General features: G+C 40.7%; 17 protein-coding genes and 5 tRNA genes. 12 read left to right on the top strand and 10 right to left on the bottom strand.

From position 1 onward, the window contains the following. Nucleotides 1-23: 23 nt before the first annotated feature. Nucleotides 24-980: an AAA family ATPase gene (locus AC19MX_RS18645; protein ID WP_432401802.1), complete on the bottom strand. Its 957-nt coding sequence runs from the start codon at nucleotides 978-980 to the stop codon at nucleotides 24-26. 249 nt (nucleotides 981-1,229) lie between these two features. Between AC19MX_RS18645 and fadI the strand changes: the two genes are divergently transcribed. The 3 genes from fadI (at nucleotide 1,230) to AC19MX_RS18660 (ending at nucleotide 5,396) form a co-directional block, all read left to right on the top strand. After that, nucleotides 1,230-2,540, top strand: a complete 1,311-nt coding sequence (fadI, locus tag AC19MX_RS18650) for an acetyl-CoA C-acyltransferase FadI (protein WP_432401804.1) — start codon at nucleotides 1,230-1,232, stop codon at nucleotides 2,538-2,540. 5 nt (nucleotides 2,541-2,545) lie between these two features. Beyond that, entirely contained in the window at nucleotides 2,546-4,672 is a 2,127-nt protein-coding gene (gene fadJ, locus AC19MX_RS18655; RefSeq protein ID WP_498299430.1) for a fatty acid oxidation complex subunit alpha FadJ, read from the top strand. Nucleotides 4,673-5,162: 490 nt separating this feature from the next. After that, the gene (locus AC19MX_RS18660) at nucleotides 5,163-5,396 is read left to right on the top strand and encodes a hypothetical protein (RefSeq protein ID WP_498299432.1); all 234 of its coding nucleotides are present in this window, start codon (nucleotides 5,163-5,165) and stop codon (nucleotides 5,394-5,396) included. Between the two features lie 248 nt (nucleotides 5,397-5,644). Here the strand turns inward: AC19MX_RS18660 and AC19MX_RS18665 are convergent, their stop codons facing one another. The 3 genes from AC19MX_RS18665 to AC19MX_RS18675 form a co-directional block, all read right to left on the bottom strand. Beyond that, nucleotides 5,645-6,394, bottom strand: a complete 750-nt coding sequence (locus AC19MX_RS18665) for a hypothetical protein (RefSeq protein ID WP_498299434.1) — start codon at nucleotides 6,392-6,394, stop codon at nucleotides 5,645-5,647. 105 nt (nucleotides 6,395-6,499) lie between these two features. After that, complete coding sequence (locus AC19MX_RS18670) at nucleotides 6,500-10,816, bottom strand: EAL domain-containing protein (RefSeq protein WP_498299436.1); 4,317 nt, start codon at nucleotides 10,814-10,816, stop codon at nucleotides 6,500-6,502. A gap of 520 nt (nucleotides 10,817-11,336) precedes the next feature. Beyond that, a complete protein-coding gene (locus AC19MX_RS18675) occupies nucleotides 11,337-14,126 on the bottom strand; it encodes an insulinase family protein (RefSeq protein WP_498299438.1) in 2,790 nt (929 codons plus the stop codon). Nucleotides 14,127-14,315: 189 nt separating this feature from the next. Here AC19MX_RS18675 and sixA point away from each other — a divergent pair, with 189 nt between their 5' ends. Further along, nucleotides 14,316-14,789: a phosphohistidine phosphatase SixA gene (sixA, locus tag AC19MX_RS18680; protein WP_160055573.1), complete on the top strand. Its 474-nt coding sequence runs from the start codon at nucleotides 14,316-14,318 to the stop codon at nucleotides 14,787-14,789. A 161-nt stretch (nucleotides 14,790-14,950) separates the two neighbouring features. On the opposite strand, the gene smrB is transcribed toward sixA, so the two are convergent. Beyond that, nucleotides 14,951-15,478 (bottom strand): endonuclease SmrB, encoded by a 528-nt coding sequence (smrB, locus tag AC19MX_RS18685; protein ID WP_498299441.1) that lies wholly within the window; start codon nucleotides 15,476-15,478, stop codon nucleotides 14,951-14,953. A 79-nt stretch (nucleotides 15,479-15,557) separates the two neighbouring features. Between smrB and prmB the strand changes: the two genes are divergently transcribed. The 8 genes from prmB (at nucleotide 15,558) to AC19MX_RS18725 (ending at nucleotide 22,072) form a co-directional block, all read left to right on the top strand. Further along, nucleotides 15,558-16,502, top strand: a complete 945-nt coding sequence (prmB, locus tag AC19MX_RS18690; protein ID WP_498299443.1) for a 50S ribosomal protein L3 N(5)-glutamine methyltransferase — start codon at nucleotides 15,558-15,560, stop codon at nucleotides 16,500-16,502. 51 nt (nucleotides 16,503-16,553) lie between these two features. Beyond that, nucleotides 16,554-17,648, top strand: coding sequence for a chorismate synthase (aroC, locus tag AC19MX_RS18695; RefSeq protein WP_432401821.1), 1,095 nt, complete (start codon nucleotides 16,554-16,556; stop codon nucleotides 17,646-17,648). Then, on the top strand, nucleotides 17,648-18,829 hold the full coding sequence (locus AC19MX_RS18700) for an MFS transporter (RefSeq protein ID WP_498299445.1): 1,182 nt from the start codon (nucleotides 17,648-17,650) through the stop codon (nucleotides 18,827-18,829). The genes aroC and AC19MX_RS18700 overlap by 1 nt, the downstream gene beginning before the upstream one ends. Nucleotides 18,830-18,857: 28 nt before the next feature. Then, a complete protein-coding gene (locus AC19MX_RS18705) occupies nucleotides 18,858-19,994 on the top strand; it encodes an ATP-NAD kinase family protein (protein WP_498299447.1) in 1,137 nt (378 codons plus the stop codon). A gap of 3 nt (nucleotides 19,995-19,997) precedes the next feature. Next, entirely contained in the window at nucleotides 19,998-20,276 is a 279-nt protein-coding gene (locus tag AC19MX_RS18710; RefSeq protein WP_498299449.1) for a YfcL family protein, read from the top strand. Between the two features lie 23 nt (nucleotides 20,277-20,299). Further along, entirely contained in the window at nucleotides 20,300-20,839 is a 540-nt protein-coding gene (locus AC19MX_RS18715; RefSeq protein WP_432401830.1) for an RNA methyltransferase, read from the top strand. 145 nt (nucleotides 20,840-20,984) lie between these two features. After that, on the top strand, nucleotides 20,985-21,356 hold the full coding sequence (locus AC19MX_RS18720) for a rhodanese-like domain-containing protein (RefSeq protein ID WP_498299451.1): 372 nt from the start codon (nucleotides 20,985-20,987) through the stop codon (nucleotides 21,354-21,356). A 20-nt stretch (nucleotides 21,357-21,376) separates the two neighbouring features. Beyond that, entirely contained in the window at nucleotides 21,377-22,072 is a 696-nt protein-coding gene (locus AC19MX_RS18725) for an alpha/beta fold hydrolase (protein ID WP_498299453.1), read from the top strand. 281 nt (nucleotides 22,073-22,353) lie between these two features. Here the strand turns inward: AC19MX_RS18725 and AC19MX_RS18730 are convergent. The 5 genes from AC19MX_RS18730 to AC19MX_RS18750 all read right to left on the bottom strand — a co-directional run bounded on the left by AC19MX_RS18730 (nucleotide 22,354) and on the right by AC19MX_RS18750 (nucleotide 23,524). After that, a tRNA-OTHER gene (locus tag AC19MX_RS18730) sits at nucleotides 22,354-22,443 on the bottom strand. A 421-nt stretch (nucleotides 22,444-22,864) separates the two neighbouring features. Then, nucleotides 22,865-22,940: transfer RNA gene (locus tag AC19MX_RS18735), tRNA-Met, on the bottom strand. Between the two features lie 186 nt (nucleotides 22,941-23,126). Next, a tRNA-Met gene (locus tag AC19MX_RS18740) sits at nucleotides 23,127-23,202 on the bottom strand. A gap of 86 nt (nucleotides 23,203-23,288) precedes the next feature. Then, nucleotides 23,289-23,364, bottom strand: a tRNA-Met gene (locus AC19MX_RS18745). Nucleotides 23,365-23,448: 84 nt separating this feature from the next. Beyond that, nucleotides 23,449-23,524: transfer RNA gene (locus AC19MX_RS18750), tRNA-Met, on the bottom strand. Nucleotides 23,525-23,730: the final 206 nt, after the last annotated feature.

Below are 23,730 nucleotides of genomic sequence, written 5' to 3' on the forward strand. Positions count from 1 at the left end.
ATATCAACATGCAATTGCGCCTTTTAAGGTACGGCTACTTGGCTAAGAATATGGTTGATAACCTGATCCGCTGTCACACCCTCTGCTTGTGCTTGATAGCTCAATAACAGACGGTGGCGTAATACATTAGGTGCAACGGCTTGAATATCTTCAGGTGATACAAAGTCACGGTTGTGTAACCACGCGCGGGCGCGGGCACAGCGCTCTAATGAAATAGTTGCACGCGGACTGACGCCATATTCTAACCATTTGGCTAACTCGGCGCTGTAACGTGCTGGCTGACGAGTGGCCATAATAATTTCAACGATGTACTGCTCTAGCGGATCGGCTAAATAAATCTCTAATGCTTGATCGCGCGCCGCAAAAACATCTGCTTGAGCAACTGGGTCGATTGTTGGCAGTTGATGCGTTTGTGCTTCTTTACGCGATTGACGCAAAATAAGGCACTCAGTTTCGGCACTAGGATAATCAAGGTTTAAGTGCATTAAAAAACGGTCAAGCTGCGCTTCAGGCAGTGGGTACGTGCCTTCGTTTTCTAATGGGTTTTGTGTCGCCATGACTAAAAAGAGTGGTGGTAATGGGTAACTGGTTTTGCCCACTGTCACTTGGCCTTCTGCCATCGCTTCTAATAATGCTGATTGTACTTTTGCCGGTGCACGGTTAATTTCGTCAGCTAAAATAAGATTATGGAAAATCGGCCCCGCTTCAAATTCGAATGTACCGGTTTGTTGACGATAAATATCGGTGCCAGTTAAATCGGCAGGCAATAAGTCTGGCGTAAATTGAATGCGATGAAACTCACCTTCAACCCCGTCGCAAAGTGCTTTAACTGCACGGGTTTTTGCTAAACCTGGAGGGCCTTCAACTAATAAGTGGCCATTGGCAATAAGTGCAATTAATAGGTTTTCGGTTAATACGGGCTGACCTAAGACAACAGTATCTAAATAGGCGCGCAGTGAGTGGAAACGACTTAACGGCATAGCTGTACTCAATTTATTTAGTTGGCATTGGGGTTATTGAAGCCTATGTTATGAATTCTATGGGTTTTTGGCTAGTAGGATTAACATATTTTAACTATTAATGAATCAGATAGTTGTAAACGCCTGTTTAAAACTATTCAATAAAAAGTTAGAATCAGATCACACTTTGATGGTCTGACCAGATAATCTGGCAAAATAGAATACTTATCGGCTCTGCCTTGATGAGCTAACAATAATAGAGGATGACATATGAGTGATAGACAACAGGTAACGAATTCCCGGGGCGAACGCATTGCGATTGTTGCCGGTTTACGAACTCCATTTGCTAAACAAGCCACTGCTTTCCATGGTGTTTCTGCGCTGGATATGGGCAAAATGGTGGTGAATGAGTTGCTGTCTCGCTCTGAAATAGACCCTCAACTTATTGAACAATTAGTTTATGGCCAAGTGGTACAAATGCCCGCCGCGCCAAATATTGCTCGTGAAATCGTATTGGGTACCGGTATGAATGTCACTACCGATGCATATTCAGTTACCCGTGCTTGTGCGACGAGTTTCCAGTCGGCGGTCAACGTGGCTGAGTCAATTATGACCGGAAATATTGAAATCGGTTTAGCGGGTGGGTCAGATTCATCGTCTGTATTACCGATTGGCGTGTCGAAAAAATTAGCTCACGCATTGGTCGATCTTAATAAAGCACGCACATTTAAGCAAAAGTTTGCGATAGCACGTCGTCTAGGCTTGAAAGATTTAATGCCAGTACCGCCAGCGGTAGCAGAATATTCAACCGGTTTGTCTATGGGGCAAACGGCTGAACAAATGGCTAAGACATACAATATTAGCCGCGCAGATCAAGATGCATTAGCCCATCGTTCACACACTTTAGCGACTGAGACATGGAATTCTGGCGTGCTTCAACAAGAAGTGATGACGGCACATATTCCACCTTATAAACAGTTTATCGACCGCGACAATAATATCCGCGAAAATTCTGTGCTTGAGTCTTATGCCAAATTACGTCCTGCGTTTGACCGCAAGCACGGCACAGTGACAGCCGCAAACAGTACGCCTTTAACCGATGGTGCATCGGCGATTATTTTAATGAGCGAAGGCCGTGCTAAAGCATTAGGTTATCAACCAATAGGCTACATTAAGAGTTATGCTTTTACCGCTATCGATGTATGGCAAGACATGTTAATGGGCCCGTCTTATGCCACGCCATTAGCACTTAAGCGTGCAGGTATGGAATTAGAAGATTTAACCTTAATTGAAATGCATGAAGCATTTGCTGCACAAACATTAGCTAACATGCAGATGTTTGGGTCTAAAAAGTTTGCTGAAGAGAAGCTAGGGCGCAATCGCGCGATTGGCGAAATCGATATGAGTAAGTTTAACGTGCTAGGTGGTTCGTTAGCCTATGGTCACCCATTTGCAGCCACTGGCACTCGCTTGATTACTCAAGTGTGTCGTGAACTTAAACGTCGTGGCGGTGGTACTGGTTTGGCAACAGCTTGTGCCGCTGGTGGTTTAGGTGCAGCAATGATTTTAGAGGTGGAGTAATGAGCATGGAAAAGACATTTAATTTAGCGCGTCGTGAAGATGGTATTGCCATTTTAACTATGGATGTTCCTGGTGAAACCATGAACACCTTAAAAGAACAATTTGGGCCTGAAATCACCGAAATACTGGCTGAGATCAAAGCTGACAGTAGCATTAAAGGTTTGGTTGTGACTTCTGGTAAGGCTGATTCGTTCGTTGCTGGCGCTGATATTACCATGTTAGCAGCATGTAAAAGTGAAGCCGACGCGAAAGCTTTGTCTCAACAAGGTCATGTGGTTTTTTCTGAACTTGAAGGGTTGTCTATTCCTGTTGTAGCTGCCATTAATGGTGCGTGTTTAGGTGGCGGTTTAGAGTTAGCGTTAGCGTGTCATTTACGTGTATGCAGTGACGATAAAAAAACCATGCTAGGTGTGCCAGAAGTGCAATTAGGTTTATTGCCTGGTGGCGGTGGAACACAGCGTTTACCACGATTAGTCGGCATTGCGACTGCATTAGATATGATGCTGACAGGCAAACAAATTCGTCCCAAACAAGCATTAAAAATGGGCTTAGTGAATGACGTGGTGCCAAATTCAATTTTAGTTGAAACCGCAGTAGAGCTTGCTAAAAAAGGTAAGCAAGCTGCTAAACCTGTTAAGCAAACTAAAATTAACCAGTTTTTAGAGTCTAGTTCGTTTACGCGCGACATTATGTTCGATCAAGCTCGCAAACAAGTGATGAAGAAAACCCAGGGTAATTACCCTGCACCAGCTAAGATTATTGATTGTGTGCGCCAAGGTATGAACAAAGGCATGGTGCAAGGTCTTGAGGTTGAAGCGACTCATTTTGCTAATTTAGTGATGTCAAAAGAATCTGCTGCATTACGTAGTTTGTTTTTTGCCACTACGGAAATGAAGAAAGAAACCGGCGCTGAAGGTGCTGTACCGCGTAAAGTGAAAAAAGTGATGGTGATAGGCGGTGGCTTAATGGGTGGCGGTATTGCCTCTGTTACCACGACCAAAGCGAAAATTCCTGCACGCGTTAAAGATATCTCAGAGCAGGGTTTAAGCAACGCATTATCGTATGCTTATAAATTATTAGATAAAGGCGTTAAACGTCGTCATATGACGCCAATTGCCCGTGATAATATTATGTCGTTGATGACCACAACCACAGAATACACCGGCATCAAAGACGCTGATATTGTTGTTGAAGCGGTATTTGAAGACTTAGCGCTTAAGCATCAGATGGTTAAAGATGTAGAGCGTGAATGTGGTGAACATACTATTTTTGCATCAAACACCTCATCATTACCTATTGGCCAAATTGCTGCAGCGGCAAGTCGTCCTGAAAATGTGATTGGTTTGCATTACTTCTCTCCGGTAGAAAAAATGCCGTTAGTGGAAGTGATTGCCCATAAAACCACGTCGCCTGAAACTATTGCTACGACAGTGGCATTTGCACGCAAGCAGGGTAAAACCCCGATTGTTGTTCAAGACGGTGCCGGTTTTTATGTTAACCGCATCTTAGCTTTGTATATGAACGAAGCCGCTCAACTGTTATTAGAAGGTCAGCGCATTGAGCATTTAGATCGTGCTCTAGTGAAGTTTGGTTTCCCTGTCGGCCCGATGACTTTGCTTGATGAAGTGGGCATTGACGTCGGCGCTAAAATTTCGCCGATTTTAGAGAAAGAGCTCGGTGAGCGATTTAAAGCACCTGCCGCGTTCGATAAGTTATTGGCTGACGATCGCAAGGGTCGCAAAAATGGTAAAGGCTTCTATCAATATGGCCCTAAAGCCAAAAAAGCAAAACTGGTTGATGAGTCGGTTTACAAAGTGCTCGATATCTTAATTGCCTCAGATAAAGAATCTAAAGATGTCGCTGAACGTTGTACCATCCAAATGCTAAACGAAGCGGTTCGTTGTTTAGAAGAGAGCATCATTGCTTCTGCAAGAGATGGTGATATTGGGGCAATTTTTGGTATTGGATTCCCACCATTCTTAGGTGGACCGTTCCGTTATATCGATACATTGGGTGCTAAAAACCTAGTCGACACATTACATGGATACCAGTCACTTTACGGTGATCGTTTTGCGCCGTGTGACACACTAGTCAAGATGGCGAGTGACGGCAGCCAGTTTTACAATAGCTAATTACTGAAAGACGTTAACCTAAAACCGCTCATCATGAGCGGTTTTTTATTACCCAATTATTAGCAGTATAAAGATACCATCGCTCGGTAAGAATTAAGGGTGTGCTTGTTTGCGGAAAGGCCTGATAATAAAAATCATCATTTCTGATTCAGTTGCCATAAAAGATGTGATCAAAATACATACGGAGTCTATTTTTGCCGATTAGCGGTGCGTCAAACTTTTGACCGACCTTTATTTTAGCAAGTAACAAGCCGGCAATAATTTGCCGCTTATTTGTTATCGTATGGCATACCTTTGCCTGATTTTTGATCGAATAACGTCATTATTTAGGGTATGGTTATCATTCTTTAGTCTAACCTTTTGGTTTGACGTTTTAGTTTAAAAAGGCTGAATTGCTTTGATTGTCTAGAGTGCCTTGAGTGTATAATGAGTGAGTTCAACTTCCTGAGGTTTGATAACTTCTTTGGTGTACGTCCTAAGGACGATATTTTTGATAGCAGAGGTTAGTAGTATGCCGGTGAGTTTGTTGGTGATTCTTGTATTATCGAGTGCAAGCAGTTGTATTGCATTTGCATTAGCAGCTTATAAGCAAGGATTAGCGGTGAAACGATGGGCATGCTTAGCATTGTTACTCGGTCCGCTGACTTATCCCTTATTTAGCGCTCATAAGCGCCTTGCTGATGTAAAGTTATTGCGTCACGGAAAATATCGAATCGAATGCTAATTATTACGGATTGCTGATTACAGATTACAGATCAATGATTGCTGATAGTCATAATGTAGATTAATAAAAAAGGAGCATAAGCTCCTTTTTTATTGGGTATCACGATTGGACATCGTGTGAATTACTTCCACCAAGCTTTGGCTTGGATAACTTCTAAATGATTCAACCCTTCAGGTAGCTTCACCTTTTTACGTGTCGGTTTGGCTAAGCCAAGTGCGATTTTAAGAGAAGTAAACATCATATTCTCCTTAAGCTGTTTGGGTGTTTAAGACTTTCAGACCAGGAATACCAGCAGTTTGCGTGTCTAGAACTTTAAGACCAGGGATACCAGCAGTTTTCGTGTCTAGGACTTTAAGACCAGGAATACCAGCAGTTTGCGTGTCTAGGACTTTCAGACCAGGGATACCAGCAGTTTGCGTGTCTAGGACTTTCAGACCAGGGATACCAGCAATTTGCGTGTCTAGGACTTTAAGACCAGGAATACCAGCAGTTTGCGTGTCTAGGACTTTCAGACCAGGGATACCAGCAGTTTGCGTGTCTAGGACTTTAAGACCAGGAATACCAGCAGTTTGCGTGTCTAGGACTTTCAGACCAGGAATGCCAGCAGTTTGCGTGTTTAGGACTTTCAGACCAGGAATACCAGCAGTTTGCGTGTCTAGGACTTTCAGACCAGGAATACCAGCAGTTTGCGTGTCTAGGACTTTAAGACCAGGGATACCAGCAGTTTGCGTGTCTAGGACTTTAAGACTAGGGATACCAGCAGTTTGCGTGTCTAGGACTTTAAGACCAGGAATGCCAGCAGTTTGCGTGTCTAAGACTTTAAGGCCAGGAATAGCTGCAGTTTGCGTGTCTAGGACTTTCAGGCCAGGGATACCAGCAGTTTGCGTGTCTAGGACTTTCAGGCCAGGAATACCTGCAGTTTGATTTGTGCTAACCATTGCATAGCTACCAACAGACAATGCAGATAAAACCGCTAGTGTAATTATTCCTTTAATCATTTTTATTCTCTCTTTTATTATTCAAGCTCAGGGTTAAATAGTTATATTATTTTGACTACTGAGTCTTAGTTAGCATTTACCATGCCAAATCTTAAAGAGAATGATTTATTTTTTCATTATTGTCTGTTCAAACGTATCAAATTTGAGTTTTTCTGCTGTGAGCATTAATTCAAAGTCAGCTTCCTTTATTGGTTTGCTATATATATACCCTTGAATTTCTTCGCAATTTAATGCTTTTAGTATGTTAAGCTGCGCAGTTTGTTCTACCCCTTCACCAACAACCGTTAAACCCATATTGTGCGCAATGGTAATAATTGAATCGACCATTTTAAGGTCGCGATCAGACTTGTCGATATCATCAACAAAAGTCTTATCAATTTTTAAACAATTAATTGGGAAGCGTTTTAAATATGATAATGATGAGTAACCGGTACCAAAATCATCCAGTGCCAAGCTAATGCCCATCTTAGCCAGCTGCTGCATCACCTTAATGGCTTGTTCAGGGTTTTTAATTACAGTGCCTTCTGTTATTTCTAACTCTAAATGCTTTGCTGGAAGTTTTGTCAGTCGTAAAATTGACTCTATACGTTGTTGCAAGTCTGTGAGAGCAAACTGTTTTGACGATAAATTAACAGCCACACGGCCCGTAAATAATCCAGACTCCAACCATTTTTGCGCAGCAAAGCAGGCTTTGCGTAATACCACGTCACCAATTTCTACAATAAGACCATTTTCTTCAGCTAATGGAATAAATTCATTGGGGCCAATCAAACCTAGTGTTGGGTGATTTAAGCGAACCAGCGCTTCCATGCCTGTGAGGCGATCTTTTTTAACGTCAATTTTAGGTTGATAGTAAACCTCAAATAAGTCGTCTTTTAATGCTTCTCTAATCAGATTTTCAATTTCTAATTGGCGCAAGGCATTTTGGTTTAATGATTCTGAGTAGAATTGATAACGACTCCCACCTGCTGATTTAGCATGATACATCGCGATATCGGCTTTACGCAGTAAGGCTTGCTCATTTTGTTCATCTTCAGGATAGAGCACTATCCCAATACTGATCCCCAATACCAGTGATTCGTTGTTCAGATTAAATGCGGGTTTTAAACAATTAATCACTTGAGTGGCAATAGCGGCACATGAACCGATATCTGGATGCTGATCAACAAGCAGGGCAAATTCATCTCCGCCCAATCGATAAAGACTTGCGTGCTTGGGTATAGCTAGTTTGATCCGCTCAGCTACGCCAATAAGCAAATCATCACCGATTTGATGCCCTAGCGAATCATTAATGCGTTTAAAATTATCTAAATCCAACACCATCAGAGTATGGTGAATGTCTTTCTTAACCAGGTTACTTAAAGTGACTTGTAAGCTCGAGCGGTTAGGTAATCCGGTTAGCAAGTCATTGTTGGTTAGTTTCCTAAGCTCTTCTTCTTGTTGCTTACGGCGGGTAATGTCCGAGAACACACCAACGTAATGACTGGTTTCGCCTTGCTCGTTGTAGATGGCGTCAATGGTGATCTCCATTAAGAAATAATCATCTGTGCCTTTGCAAGATTCAATTTCGCCACTCCAACGACCCTGTTGCTTTAGGATTGTGCGAATTTGTTCTGAATAACTGTCAGGGTAACGATTAAAACTCAGTGTTTCGTTGAGGTACTTCTCTTGAGTCGATGCGGTTAGTTCACAGCAAGCATCGTTGACTTCAACAAACTGGTATTTTTCATTGAGGATGAACATTCCTTCTGAAATGTTTTCAATGGCGCGAGCAAATAATCGCAGTTGTTCTTCGGCTTGCTTAATATTATTGATATCTTTAATCGTGCCTGTCATACGTAACGGCTGATCTTTTTGATCACGTTCTACAATTTTAGCGCGGTCTAAAATCCATACCCATTGTTGGTTACGTGCTTTCACCCGATATGCTATTTCGAAATGATCTGTTAAGGCATTAAAATGATCATTTAAGGCTTTAGTGACACGCTCTCTATCGAGTGGGTGAATATTACTTTCTTCGTTAGGGTTTCCTGAACGGCGACCGTCTTGAGGGAAGTCCAGTGAGCCCCATATATTAGAGCGATAAATTTTGCCACTTTCAATATCCCAATCCCACATTTCATCGCCACTGCCCCAAAGTGATAACTTTAACCTTTCTTCACTCTGAGCGATTTGTTTTTGTATTTGCCGGCGACGGTTAATTACCCTAATGGTTAGAAATATAACGATTAAAAATATAATTGTATAAATACTTATAGCTAAATTAGATAACCACCATGGTGGTGTTATTAAAACTTTTAGCTCTTTAATGTCGGTTTTATTTCCGGTAAGTCTATTTTCTGCATAGATTTTAAATGTGTATTCACCAGCAGATAAGTTTGTGTAAGTAACGGTATCATTACCTTTAGTTGATAACCAGTTTTGCTCTAAATCTTCTAAGTAGTAGAAAAACTCATAATTATTTTTTCTTTTCCCTAAAACACCAAATTTAAATGTGAAAGGGTAGTCTGAGTATTTCAATGTGATAGATTTAGTTCTATTAAGTGGTTCTTCTAATACTGATCCTTCTTTTACTTCCACTGGTGAGTTAAAAAGCAATAAATCTTGTAGTAATATCTTGTAGTCTTTTTTTTCTGTTATTTTTGCTAGTATTTTAGAAGGGTTTAATATGCCAACTCCTTCATTGCTACCTAATATTATTTTATTTTTTACTATTAGCGATGCTTGCGAGTTATAGTCTTCTAGTGAACCATTGTTTATATCTAATGTATATTTTGCATTGTTTTTCAGGTCTATAATGTTTGCTTCTCGGTTCGATGACGCTAGAATTAATCCATCTAAATATGTAAGTGAGTAGATAACTTTGTTTCTATTAAGAATGATTTTTGCCTTTCTGTTTTCAACACTATTTAAATTTATGGACAAAACAGAGTTTCTTGTCCCAAAATAAATATCTTCATCTACATGTAATAAGTTGAAAACAAAATCCTCATTATATATTAAGTTTAATGTCTTATTTTTATATTCAATCAATCCACTTTGCGAGGCAATCCACAATGTATCGTCTACTAACAGCGTATCATAAACAGGATAATTTGTTTTCGTTTCAATTTTTTCTAATATTTCACCACTAAAATTTAGTATAAAAATATCACCTTTGAATGTTGATATGTACAGTTTCTCACTAAATATCTTTACGTTAAATATTACCTCGTTAAGTATTTTATTTTGTTCTTTTGTTTTTGTATCTAAAACAAAAAGGCCTGATGAAGAACCAATGTAAAGATATTTATCTGTTGCTGAAATTGATTTAGGACCATGAGGTGCTTTTGTTTTAACTGTTTCTACAAGTTTTAATTCATTGTTATATATATAAACAACACTCTCGTCGTTTATTATGTATATGTTGTTCTGGTTTTTTGTTATCGACCAAACACTTCCGTTAATGCCTAATAATTTGTTTATGTAGTTGTTTTCATCAGTTATTTTTATAAATCCATCATTGTAATTTGATACGTATATATTTCCATTCTGCTCTTTTACAAATGAATTGTTTAGTTTTTCTTTTTCAATGTTAAAGCTTCCTAGGTTTGTTGCTTTTAATTCGTCATTAATTAATTCTATTTGATAAAGGCTGTTTCCATTGATTGCTATTGCATTTAAATTGTTGCTGCTTAAGTTTTGTAATTTTAAATTAGACTTCTTTGTAAGTTTATTTGAATAGAAATAAATGCCATCATTTTTAATAACTATAATTTTGTTGCGTAGATTTGATATTTCATTTGTTTTTTTGGTTATTTCTACAAGGTTATTATTATATATTTCAAACAGTGTGCCCTCATAGTTTCTAATGTAATATTTTTTATTGGTTTTTATTATTTTTTTTACTTCTTTTAATAATCCACTGTCATACTTATGTGTTATTTTTAATGTTCTATTATCATAAGATAAAAACTGATTATTCAACCCGATGAATATTTCATTGCCTTGTTGCGATATAGACCAAATGGCTTGTTCACCAATTTGATTTGAGATGCTGTTTGGGTGAAATGATTCTGTCTCTTTATTAAATTCGACTAGGCCTTTGTCTGTACCGACAAGTAGGGTGCCGTTATTATCAATGAGTAAATTGCGGATAAATGAGCTGGGTAATGATTTACCATCATCAGCAGCATAAAACTGTTTAAATTCATTGCCATCAAAGCGGTTTAAGCCATTAATGGTACCAACCCAAACGTATCCTTCTTGATCTTCAACGATGGCGGTGACCGTATCCTGTGACAGGCCGTCTGCTACACCGTAATTGGTATGGTTGAGTAGCAGGTCAAAGTTTGATTCCGTGCTCTTGTCATCAAAGGCATGTGCTAATGAACAAAAGAGTAAGCTGGCATAGACGCAGATAAAGAGTAAAATTTTAGGCATAATTGTTATTTTTGTTCTCAGTCGATGCCGCAATAAAATAGAATAATTGTCTACTTTTTCAGAAACCTGCGTCTTTGTCAAAAGCATGTTAACAAAAAAAACGAGATTGGTAGATTATTGAGCAATTATTCTAAAGAAGTTGGTGTAGAGTTACTTTTTTATCAACAACTTAAGTAGCACTAAAGTTTTATATAGCATGCAGTTCAGTAAGTTGTGTTTACACTCTTTACATTGGAGAGCTTTTCTACGTTAGGGTAATACACAGCGCTAATCACAGGGCGGTATTCCTGTTTGCTTAAAAATCAATCTGTTTAGTTAGTTCATCGTGTCAGATTGTAGAGTTGAGTTAATATTAATCAATTTGCGCATTAACATTGAGTGAATCCATTTCAATGACTAAATGGGCTGCTTATTATATTCTTTAAATACAATAAGCATACTTAAATGATAATGTTTCGCCCAATGTTAAGTCTCTATGATTAACAAACTCATCTTGAACGCTTACGTAAAAAACGATTGATTAAAATTGAAACTTATCGGCTTGTTCCTTGAAGGCTTTTAGATCGACAATCATGTTATCAGAACGAAGGCTAGCCTGACTGTGATGTTGTTCACCACAACTGAATAATACAAGGCGATCACAGTTTTTGCTGCGCATATGAGTCACCATAAATTTAATTAAATCTGCTCTGGTGAGTTTCATGACTTCAGCAACCACGGTTTCACGTTGGTTAAATTGATAATCTCGGTTTCCTAAGCTTACCCAGTAACGTTGGCTGCGGGTTTTTAAGTTAGTGTCATTTTCCATTATTTGGCTAATCATGCCTTGCTTGGTACTTTCCCACTGCTCATTGGTGATTTGCATCACAGCATAGTTAAAGTCAGCGATAAACTCATCAATGGCTTCTAGGAGTTGCCTAGGTCCAGTTGTAGGGGATTGCACATAAAAGATAATCCCAGGGTGTCGATTTAACGGTAAATAACCCGTACCAACCATATAGCCGAGTTGTTGCTTAGTGCGTAACTCGTGGAAGAATGTGGAGGACATGGTGTGATTTAGCAAACTAAATAGCGCCATTCGCTCTGGTGTTGCTGCTCGTGATTGATAATAAACGATGATGGCACTGTCTTGATGAGCAATGCTTTTCTCTCGTAGTAACGAGCCTCTTTTGTCTAAATTGACTAACTCTCTAGCAGACTCTGCACTGGGTTTAGTGACTAACGACAATAAATGCTGTAATCGTTTGCCTAGATCCAGTGTCTCTTGTTCTAACCAATCACCATAGACCAGCCCTTCAAGATAGACTTTTTTGTAGAATGCACTGACATGGTTATGCAAGTCTTCTAATGTGAAATCGGCTAACTCTTGCGCCATTCTGCCGGGTTCAAAGCTTCTTTGTTGTAATGTGACGGTAAGACTAGTAAAGAGTTGTGATATCGGCTTAGCCTGGGCAACGTTATTCCAGCTGCGTAATATTTGCTTTTTGATCATGTTAAAGCGCTGTTCGGTAAAGTTACGTTCGCGCGCTTTATTAATAATCAAGGTTAACAGTTTTTCCTGATTACCTGTAAACCCTGTGAGGTGCAGGGTGATACCGCCTTGATGCGGATAAATATTGTAATTAAGTCCTGCTACTTCAGCTTGATAAGTCGGCTCAGTTAAATAGTCGATGAGCATTTCAACATAAAGACGTGTTAATGCCGCCTGTCTTGGTGTTGAGCTGGCTTGATCTGAGTCCAGTGATAGATACAGGTGGCCTTTAGGTACATTAAATTCATCATCCTTTTTGTGCCATATCCGGTAGCCTTCACCCTCGGCGACAATCTTAGGGGCGAAGGTATTACTTTTATCGGTTCTCGCTTGCGGGTTAGCGACAATAAATGGATTTTTTTCAGGTAACTTAAGGGCTGACCTTGTAGTCACAGAGGCCCATTTTTCAAGTTGTTCTGCAGCTATTGGATTGACTTTGTAAGGCGTGTCGTACCATGCGGCTTGTTTTTCGACTTGTGATTCTTTTGCCACGGTCATCAAACGCATGTTATCGGCGGACATCATCGATAATAACTGTTTGGTTTCATGCTCAAGCATTTCATCCATACGATAGTCACCGTAAATAATGTCTTCGATGTCGTAATGATGCATGTTAATACTGAGATGACTGGCTAAATCCAGGGTTTTAATTTGCTCTTGAAATCGAAATGCGGTGTCTAATAAGCTCGCACGTTCTTGGTATCGCCATGCGGTTAAGCCATGTTGTTTAATGAGTTCAATATATTCAAATACGCAGGTGACGACTTCTTCTAATTCAGCATAGCCTTTGTCTGTGAGTTGAATACTGATTGAGTAATCTTTAAAGTTGTAACCATTAACGCCACCACCGGCAGATAAATTATTCGCCAGTCCCTGTAATTTTAAATACGACAACAAACTACCAGGACTTTCATTGCCCAGAAGGTGGCTGATGAAAGTCAGAGGTTTACGTTTGTAAAATTGATCTATTTCAGGAAGGGTAAAACAGATACTCACCCGTTTTTGATCTTTGAGCGGCACAATTTGAATGTGTTTCTGTTGTTGGTCTTTATTTAATAAGGCTTCTAACGGATAGTGTTTACTTACATTTCTGTTTTTAATACCTGAAAAATATTGGTTAACAATAACCTCTAATTCAGCAATTGGCCGTGGGGCGACAACGCAAAGCGTCATAATATTAGCGCTGTAATGCTGCTGGTAAAATGCTAATAGCTCTTGGCGAATATCTGCCTGTTTACCGGCTAAAGTGGCCAGGTTACCCACAGAAAACTTCGAAAATGGATGCTTTGGATTAACGGTTTCTTTTTGAACTTGATAAACCCGGCGAATATCATCTTTAAGCTTTAGGCTAAATTCAGATTCAATCGCATGTCTTTCACGGTCAACTAATTCTAAATCAAATTTAGGCGCGATAAAAAATTGACTGAAACGGTCTAATGAGCCCTCTAAAGCGTCGGCATTAATGCTGTAAAAAAAGTTTGTTTGTTCTGTGCCTGTCCATGCATTGTTATTGCCGCCATGTTGGTTAATGTAAGCATGGTACTCACCCGAATCAGGGTATTTTTCAGTACCTAGAAACAACATGTGTTCAAGAAAATGTGCCATGCCAGGGCGTTCAACAGGATCGTCAAAATGACCAACGCTGACCGCCATTGAGGCTGCAGCTTGGTTTGATTGCATATCTTCAACCAAAAGCACTCGTAATTGATTGCTTAATACTCGGTATTGATATTGACGATGATCGTTTTGGCTTTTATAAACTGCTGGATAATCAGGCAAAAGGAGGCTCCAGTAAACATAACTTGTTATATATTGATCTTCTTATGGGTTTTTAGCAAATAGCCGGGGCAAGTTTTATGCTTTTATCGACTAAAGTTTAGCTAAATATCGGCGATAGTAGGGTATGTTGTTACGCTATTTAGCGCTACAATTGACTCAGAATGATAATAAAAACATCCAGAGAGAAGTATGCAACTATTTTTGATGCGACATGGCGAAGCTAGTTTTGATGCACCGTCAGACAGAGAGCGTAAGTTAACTGAAATAGGCCGTATTCACAGTGGATATATGGCTAATTGGTTAGTAAAAAATATTAGCCACTTTGATTTAGTGATTGTAAGCCCTTATTTGCGTGCGCAACAAACGTGGCAAGAAGTCAGTAAGCATTTACCTGAGCCCCGCAAGTTGGTTGTACTTGATGACGTCACTCCCTCTGGTGATGCTAAAAGAGCCACTGATGTTGTGCTTGCCTACGCAGAACAATACAAAGCAGACCATGTGTTAGTGATTGCTCACATGCCTATTCTCGGTTTTATGGTCAGCGAATTAGTTGCTGGTATCGAGCCGCCATTATTTGCCACGTCTGCTATTGCGCAAATAGATAAACACATGCAGCAGTGTAGTTTTGTTGCCATGACAGCCCCTCACCAAGTTGTTTCTTGATAGATAAATAAATTGATTGATTGATCAATATATTTGTCTGAGATTGAATTCCGACACATAAGGTAAGTCATCACTTACCTTCATCACAGGTATGACACGACAGCTTTTATCGCTTGCACATGACGTCGTTTAATTTCGCTTTGGATTAATCACGTTAAAGGTTAACGTCGATGAGGCTGTTCACCTATATCTATCAGTACCAGTAACGCCGCATTGCCGCCCCATTCTCTAGGCGCTTGATGAAACGCTTTTACCTTAGGGTGCTGCGCTAACCACAAAGGCAGTTGCTGCTTTAAAATCCCCGTACCGAAACCGTGCATAACACAACAGCAAATACTGCTTTGTTTAACACATGCTTGGATAAGTGCGGCTAACTCGAGTTTGGCTTCAGACTGCCTTAAACCATGCAAGTCGAGTAATAAGTCGGGCGAATAATCACCTCGCCTTAAGCGTTTTAGCTCAAGCTTATCTGCACTGTCATTTATCCAGCGCATAGGGCCTTCGACCGGCAGCAGCGGCTGATAAGTATCCGAAAAATAGCTATCAACGTGGATTTGACGCTCTTTAAATTCGAATTGTTGTTTGGGTTTGACTGGCTGTTTAAAATGGTGGGTATCTTGCTTAAGCGGTTTGATACCGTCTATCAGTTGACTAAACAGCGACGTGTCTGAGTAATTTTCGTCTTTCATGGCGGTATTGTATTGAATTCTAGGTCATCTTAATAGACATCAGTTACAATACGGCAGAACAATTTTTTAGGAGTGTGTTTTGGATAAGATCTTTGTAGATGAAGCTGTCACTGAGTTAAGTACCATAGGTGATATGTTGCGCTGGGCGGTTAGCCGTTTTAATGATGCCAATATTTATTATGGCCACGGTACTGATAATGCTTGGGACGAAGCCATTGCATTGGTTTTTCATGCTTTACACTTACCTGAAGAAATCGGTCAGCAAGTTATTTTAAGTAACCTGACTAGCAGTGAAAAACATAAAATTGTTGAGTTAATTATTCGTCGTGTACGTGAACGTTTACCGGTGCCGTATTTAACCAACAAAGCGCGTTTTGCCGGGCTTGAATTTTATGTTGATGAGCGTGTGTTAGTGCCTCGCTCACCGATTGCAGAAATGATTAATAACCATTTTAGTCCGTGGTTATATAACAAGCCTGTGAATCGTATTATGGATTTATGTACGGGTAGTGCTTGTATTGCTATTGCCTGTGCTCATGCATTCGAAAATGCCGAAGTTGATGCACTTGATATTAGTGAAGATGCATTAGAAGTGGCGCAGATTAACATCGAGTCACTTGATGTGCTTGAGCGTGTTTTCCCTATTCAGTCAGATTTGTTCTCGGCAATTCCTAAAGGGCCGCATTACGATTTAATCGTTTCAAATCCGCCGTATGTTGATGCTGAAGATATAGGTGACATGCCAGATGAGTATCACCACGAGCCAGCGATTGGTTTAGCGTCAGGGCGTGATGGTTTAGATTTAACCAAACGCATTTTAGCTAATGCGGTAGATTACTTAACCGAAAATGGCGTATTAGTCGTTGAAGTGGGTAACTCAATGGTGCATTTAATTGAGCAATTCCCTGATGTTCCATTTACCTGGGTTGATTTTGAATTTGGCGGTGACGGCGTATTTGTATTGACCCGTGATCAGCTAGTTGAAAATGAATCACTTTTCTCTGTATACAAAGATGTTGAATAATAGAGAATAAGTTAAGGTTGATTGAATAAAATATAGAGGTAGTTAACGCGCATGTCAGGAAACAGTATTGGTCAAAATTTTGTTGTGACAACCTTTGGTGAAAGCCATGGTGTTGCCTTGGGTTGTATTATTGACGGTTGTCCACCAGGACTCGAATTAACCGTTGAAGACATGCAACATGATTTAGACAGACGACGTCCAGGTACATCGCGCTACACCACCGCTAGACGTGAAGCGGATGAAGTGAAAATTTTATCGGGGGTGTTTGAAGGTAAAACGACAGGCACCTCGATTGGTCTATTGATTGAAAATACCGATCAACGCAGCCAAGATTATTCAGACATTAAAGACACCTTCCGCCCTGGTCATGCTGATTATACTTACCAGCAAAAATATGGCATGCGTGATTACCGCGGTGGTGGACGCTCATCGGCGCGTGAAACCGCTATGCGTGTTGCGGCTGGTGCAGTGGCTAAAAAATACCTTAAGCAAGTGCATGGTATTGAGATTCACGGCTACCTTGCTCAATTAGGGCCTATTTGTGCTGAAACTATCGATTTAACCCAAATTGAACAAAACGCGTTTTTCTTCCCTGATGCTACCAAGCTAGAAGCATTAGATGAGTACATGCGTGGTTTACGTAAATCGGGTGACTCAATTGGCGCTAAAATTACGGTAGCGGCCACAGGTGTGCCAGTGGGTCTTGGTGAGCCTGTATTTGATCGACTCGATGCTGATATTGCTCATGCGCTTATGGGTATTAATGCCGTTAAAGGTGTTGAAATCGGTGATGGTTTTGGCGTGGTTACCCAAAAAGGCTCTGAAGGTCGTGACTTAATGTCACCAGAGGGCTTTGCTTCAAATCATGCTGGTGGTGTATTAGGCGGTATTTCATCAGGGCAACCTGTAGTGGCCCATATTGCGTTAAAGCCAACATCCAGCATTAGCGTACCGGGTCAAAGTATGACAGTGCAGGGTGACACGGTCGATATGATCACCAAAGGTCGACACGATCCTTGTGTGGGTATTCGAGCTGTTCCTATTGCGGAAGCCATGCTGGCGATTGTATTAATGGACCATCTATTAAGACATCGCGCGCAAAACCAAGATGTTGTTCGTCAAACTCCTGTGATTGGAATGCGTTAATGTCCTTAAGTCAACGCGCTGAACCAGATTTACGCTGGCTCGGCGCCTGCTATTTCTTCTTCTTTTCTATTCTCGGCATCATGGTTCCTTATTTAGGGGTCTTCTTTGACAGCCGAGGTTTCAACGCGCAAGAGATTGGTTTTTTGTTGGCTATTTTAATGGCCACGCGCATTGTCGCACCTAATATTTGGGCTGCAGTTGCTGACAGAACTGGAATGCGAGCGGAGCTGATTAAACTCGGGTCGTTCGCGGCTGCAATTACGTACGTCAGTTTTTTCTTTGATGGCAGCTTTTTATATCTCGCGGTTAGCTTGGCTATCTACACCTTTTTTTGGAATTCAATTCTGGCGCAATTAGAAGTAATCACCTTAGAAACCTTAGGTGATAAAGCTGAACGTTATGGCGCTATTCGTAGCTGGGGCAGTGTCGGATATATTGTGTTAGTGATAAGTGGTGGTTTTGCCATTGATTATTGGGGCCCTGAAGTGCTGCCTTATATGGGCATGATATTATTTCTTGGTTTGTTTGCCTGTTCATTACCGTTACCGGCTAATCGCAGTGTCGTACTCAATAAATCTGACCGTCCCAAATTAACGTTCGATGCCTCACTTATTTGGTTTATGTTATCTGCGATGCTATTGCAGATGAGTGTCGGACCATTTTATGGCTTCTTTGTACTGTACTTAAAGCAATTTGGTTATTCAGAAACCGTTGCGGGTATGTTGGTGGCATTAGGTGTACTTGCCGAAATTGTGATTTTCTTTTATTCATCTCGATTAATTCGCCAATATGGTATTCGAGTCTTGTTGGTGGTGAGTATGTTACTGACTTCAGTGCGCTGGCTGTTATTGGCTTTTGGTGTCGACTCAGTTTTAATGTTGATTATTAGCCAACTGCTACACGCGTTTACATTTGGTTTAGTGCATGCTGCGTCCATTCATTTTATTCATCGTCATTTTAATGTTAGCCACCGCAGCACAGGGCAGGCGTTATACGCCAGTGTCAGTTTTGGTGTGGGTGGTGCGTTAGGTACCTGGATAAGTGGCATGATTTGGGGCGATGGTAGCCAAACCATGTGGGTCTGGGTCTTTGCCGCTAGCTGCGCGTTTTTATCTATGATTGCGGTACTGATGATCCCAAATATTAATGGTGAAGCCGTCGCTAATGCAGCACAAGATTAATATCTAAAAAGAGTCGCAAGGAGCTATCGTGAAACGTTTTCGCTTAGGGGTAATCATCAATCCATTGGCTGGATTAGGTGGCAGTGTTGGCCTAAAAGGCTCAGATGGTGTGGCATTAGAGGCCATCGCTAAAGGCGCAATACCTAAAGCTCAAATGCGTATGCAGCAAGCGCTAGCAGTAATATTACCTTTTGCAGATAACATTGACATCATTACCGCCTCGGGCGACATGGGCGCAAACTTATGCCGCCAAATGGGATTTACGACTAGTGAAGTTTATCGCTGCGACAATACCACCTCCGCGCAAGATACCCAACACGCTGTGACATGTTTACTCGAACAACCATTAGATTTGCTGCTGTTTGCCGGCGGTGATGGCACTGCACGAGATATTTATGCTGTTGTTGAAGATAAGTTACCCGTATTAGGCGTGCCTGCTGGCGTTAAAATTCACTCGGGGGTTTACGGTATTACACCACATGCTTCTGGTCTGGTGGTGAGTCTGTTGTTAAAAGGTGAGCTTGTCAGTTTAATGTCGGCCGATGTGATGGACATTGATGAAGTTGCATTTAGACAAGGCACGGTAAGAGCAAAACGATTTGGTGAAATGACCGTACCCGCAGAGCCTCGCTATATCCAAGCGGTGAAAATGGGTGGTAAAGAAGTTGACGAGTTAGTGTTAGCAGACATCGCGGCAGATATTATTGAATCAATGGACGATGAATTATTTATTATGGGCTCAGGCAGTACTGTTGCCGCCGTGATGGAAGATTTAGGGGTAGACAACACCTTACTCGGTGTTGATGTTATTCAAGACAAAACGTTAATCGCTCAAGATGTCAGCGCGAATCAGTTACTCGAATTCACCAAAGAGATACCTGCTGACAAGGTTAAATTGGTGATCACTCTTATTGGTGGGCAAGGGCACATATTGGGGCGTGGTAACCAACAATTGTCACCTGAGCTGATAAAACGCATCCCAAAAGACAATATTTTAATCTTAGCCACAAAAACTAAGCTTAAAGCACTTGAAGGTCGACCATTAATTGTGGATAGTGGCGACCCTGAATTAGACAAAGCACTCACAGGCTATTACAAAATAGTCACTGGCTACCGTGATTACGTGATGTATCAAGTAGCCAACCCAGATTTAGTGGAGAACTAAACCATGTTAGAACAGTACGATGCAGCATTAGAGTCTTGGATTGAAGAAAGCGTAAATAACAGTGACGATGATGCATTGTTTGCTTGTGGTTACTTACAAGGTCATATCGCTGTTGTGTTAGCTGAATTAGAAGTAGAAGCTGAACAAGATTTAGCCGCTCTCGATCAAAAAATATTAACCTGTTTAGCGTTAGCGGATAAAGAATTAAATGCAGACGATTACACGCTAGTAGAAGCTGCCTGGCAACAACTGCGTCAACGTATCGTTGCGCAAGCTGCGTAAACTTGGAATAGATAAACAGTGTTATGGTAAATCCGTCTTCGCAAGTGACTATTGGTTTAGTCAACCCTAAAACGCCGGTAAACGTTGGTGGGATTATGCGCGCTGCAGGCTGTTATCGTGTCGACAGTGTCTGTTATACCGGCAAACGTTACGAGTTAGCGGCTAAGTCTGGTGATGCACAATATGATGTCGACACTAAAGATGCAGCTAAACGCATTCCATTAGTAGGTGTTGAGTCATTACTTGAAAATGTCCCTCAAGGTGCAACTATTGTATGTGTTGACTTAGTAGTTGGCGCGACACCGTTGCCATTATTTACTCATCCCGATAATGCGTTTTATATCTTCGGCCCTGAAGATGGCACTATTCCGCAGCAATTAATTGATGCGGCTACCGATGTTGTTTATGTGCCGACTGTAGGTTGTATGAATTTAGCGGCATCAGTCAATGTACTACTTTATGATCGCCTTGCTAAAATGACTCAAGTCGAAGCGGATGATGAATTGATTAAACAAAGTCGTGATAATAATAACCGGACCAAAGTGAAGCATTGGTTGAAGTAAGTGGCTTCAATAGCATATTAAATTGAAAATGCCGGATGAGAAATCATCCGGCATTTTTTTCAGCGGCATTGCTATTATTAGATTGAATAAAAGTCTTAACATAATGTAGTTTAAGCTAACTACTTGTTATGTGAAGGAACTACCTATGTCACTCATCAGTCGACTATCTCAGTGGCTACCATTTGGTCATGTGCCAGAAATGGATGCCAATACCGTTTTCCAACACCTTGAAAATAACAATATTCAAATTGTAGATGTGCGCACTACGCTGGAGTGGGATAAATCACACATCAAAGGGGCTATTAACCTTCCTATAACTCATTTTTCTGCAGATTCCGTTAAACAACTACAGCTTAATACAGACCAGAAAGTTATCGTTATTTGTCTCTCTGCCCATCGAAGTATTCCAGCCGTTAGAAAACTTAAGCAGTTTGGCTTTAATGATGTTTATCAACTCAAAGGTGGAATGCTGAGTTGGTGGAAAGCGAAACTTCCGACATTATCGACTCAAAACTAGTACACACAAGGCTTATCAATATGACGTTACTCTTTTTACATGGCTCGGGTTGTACGCATGTTGTTTGGCAGCACCAACAACAGTTTTTTGAACATAGCATTGCTATTGATTACCCCGGTCACCCAGAGGGGCAAGCACTGACTCATGTTGATGAGTTAACACAATGGTTAGCAGATTATATTGTGCAACATCAGTTGGATGATGTGGTATTAGTTGGGCATTCTTTAGGCAGTGCGATAGCAATGCAGCTCGCTATCTCAGCAAAAGCAAAGATACAATTAAAGGCGTTAGTATTAATTGGCGCAGGAGCTCGGCTCAAAGTGATGCCTCAGCTTTTACAATCACTATCAACACTTGCCGAGTCGGCACTGCCATTACCAGACTATTTGCTGGTAGCAAATCAAAATATTGCCGAGCCTTTACAATCACAAATTAATACTTCAATTATCAATAATGGCGTTAACGTCATGCTGACTGATTTCACTATGTGCGACCAATTTGATGTTATAGAGCAGCTACCGCTAATTGATGTGCCAACGTTAATTATTGTGGGCGATGCAGATCAAATGACACCGATAAAATATGCCACATTTTTACAGCAGCATATCCCCAACGCGCAAATTGCCATTATAGAGAAGGGCAGTCATATGGTCTTTGCTGAACAACCCGATAGGGTAAATCAATGTATCGAAACCTTTCTTAACAGACTCGAGTGAACATTTCCTGACGTAAATTGAGTTTATTCATGTAGCTGAATTGTATGCGCGGAGCTGATTTTTGATGAGAGAAAATGGTTGCGAAAGCAGGGCTTGATAAAAAGAAAGAGCGACGACCTTCAGCTTTGGCTTATAAAAAAGAGTTGTTTATAAAATACAGCGGTTTCTGAAAAGCTGAGTCCGACGAGTTACCAACTGCTTTGGTATTGATTTTTAATAATGGAGTTTTGATAATTATTTTGAATTGAATATAGGGAGTTAAGTATAAGGAATTTTCAAAATGGTTGCGGGAGCAGGACTTGACCCTACGACCTTCGATGATTGTTTATGAAAAGCTGAGCCCGACTAGCTACCTACTGCTCCATCCCGCGACTGATTTTGATTACGTTTATCTATATTCTTGTTGAACAAGAAAATGGTTGCGGGAGCAGGACTTGATAAAAAGAAAGAGCAACGACCTTCGCTTTTTGTTTATAAAATACAGCGGTTTATAAAAATCTGAGTCCGACGAGCTAACAACTGCTTTATTCACAATAAGATTTCATTAAAATTTGGTGTTTAATTTACATTGAATATGAAGATTTGGATTAGATATAGGAGAGACAATATTTTTCAAAATGGTTGCGGGAGCAGGACTTGAACCTACGACCTTCGATGATTGTTTATGAAAAGCTGAGCCCGACGAGCTACCAACTGCTTTATTCACAATAAGATTTCATTAAAATTTGGTGTTTAATTTACATTGAATATGAAGATTTGGATTGGATATAGGAGAGACAATATTTTTCAAAATGGTTGCGGGAGCAGGACTTGAACCTACGACCTTCGGGTTATGAGCCCGACGAGCTACCAACTGCTCCATCCCGCGACTGATTTTGATTACGTTTATCTATATTCTTGTTGAACAAAAAAATGGTTGCGGGAGCAGGACTTGATAGAAAAGCTACGACCTTCGACTCTTGTTTATAAAAAGCTGAGCCCGACGAGCTATCAATTGTGCTATTCCGCGTCCGATAAACGCTATCAATTATTTTAATTCTATTGACTAAAGAATTGGTTGCGGGAGCAGGACTTGAACCTACGACCTTCGGGTTATGAGCCCGACGAGCTACCAACTGCTCCATCCCGCGTCCGATAAACGCTATCAATTGTTTTAATTCTATTGACAAAGAATGTATTACTAATCGTTTATCTTTATTCTTGTTAAACAAGAAAATGGTTGCGGGAGCAGGACTTGAACCTACGACCTTCGGGTTATGAGCCCGACGAGCTACCAACTGCTCCATCCCGCGTCCGATAAACGCTATCAATTGTTTTAATTCTATTGATAAAGAATGTATTACTAATCGTTTATCTTTTTTCTTGTTAAAAGAAAATGGTTGCGGGAGCAGGACTTGAACCTACGACCTTCGGGTTATGAGCCCGACGAGCTACCAACTGCTCCATCCCGCGTCCGATAAACGCTGCTTTGTTGATTCTGAGTTACATGCCAGTTGGCGTGTAAACCTGTCTGCTTCAAAGCGGAGCGAACTATAGCGATCCCCATTTGTCTTTGCAAGTAAAATCGGAATAATTCCTTTTGTTTGCTGGTTAATTAAGCGTGCAGTGCTGTAATCAAATGAGATTGATCATTAATGGGACAAATTGGATAATTTATA

It is taken from the genome of Shewanella sp. MF05956 (assembly GCF_059758055.1).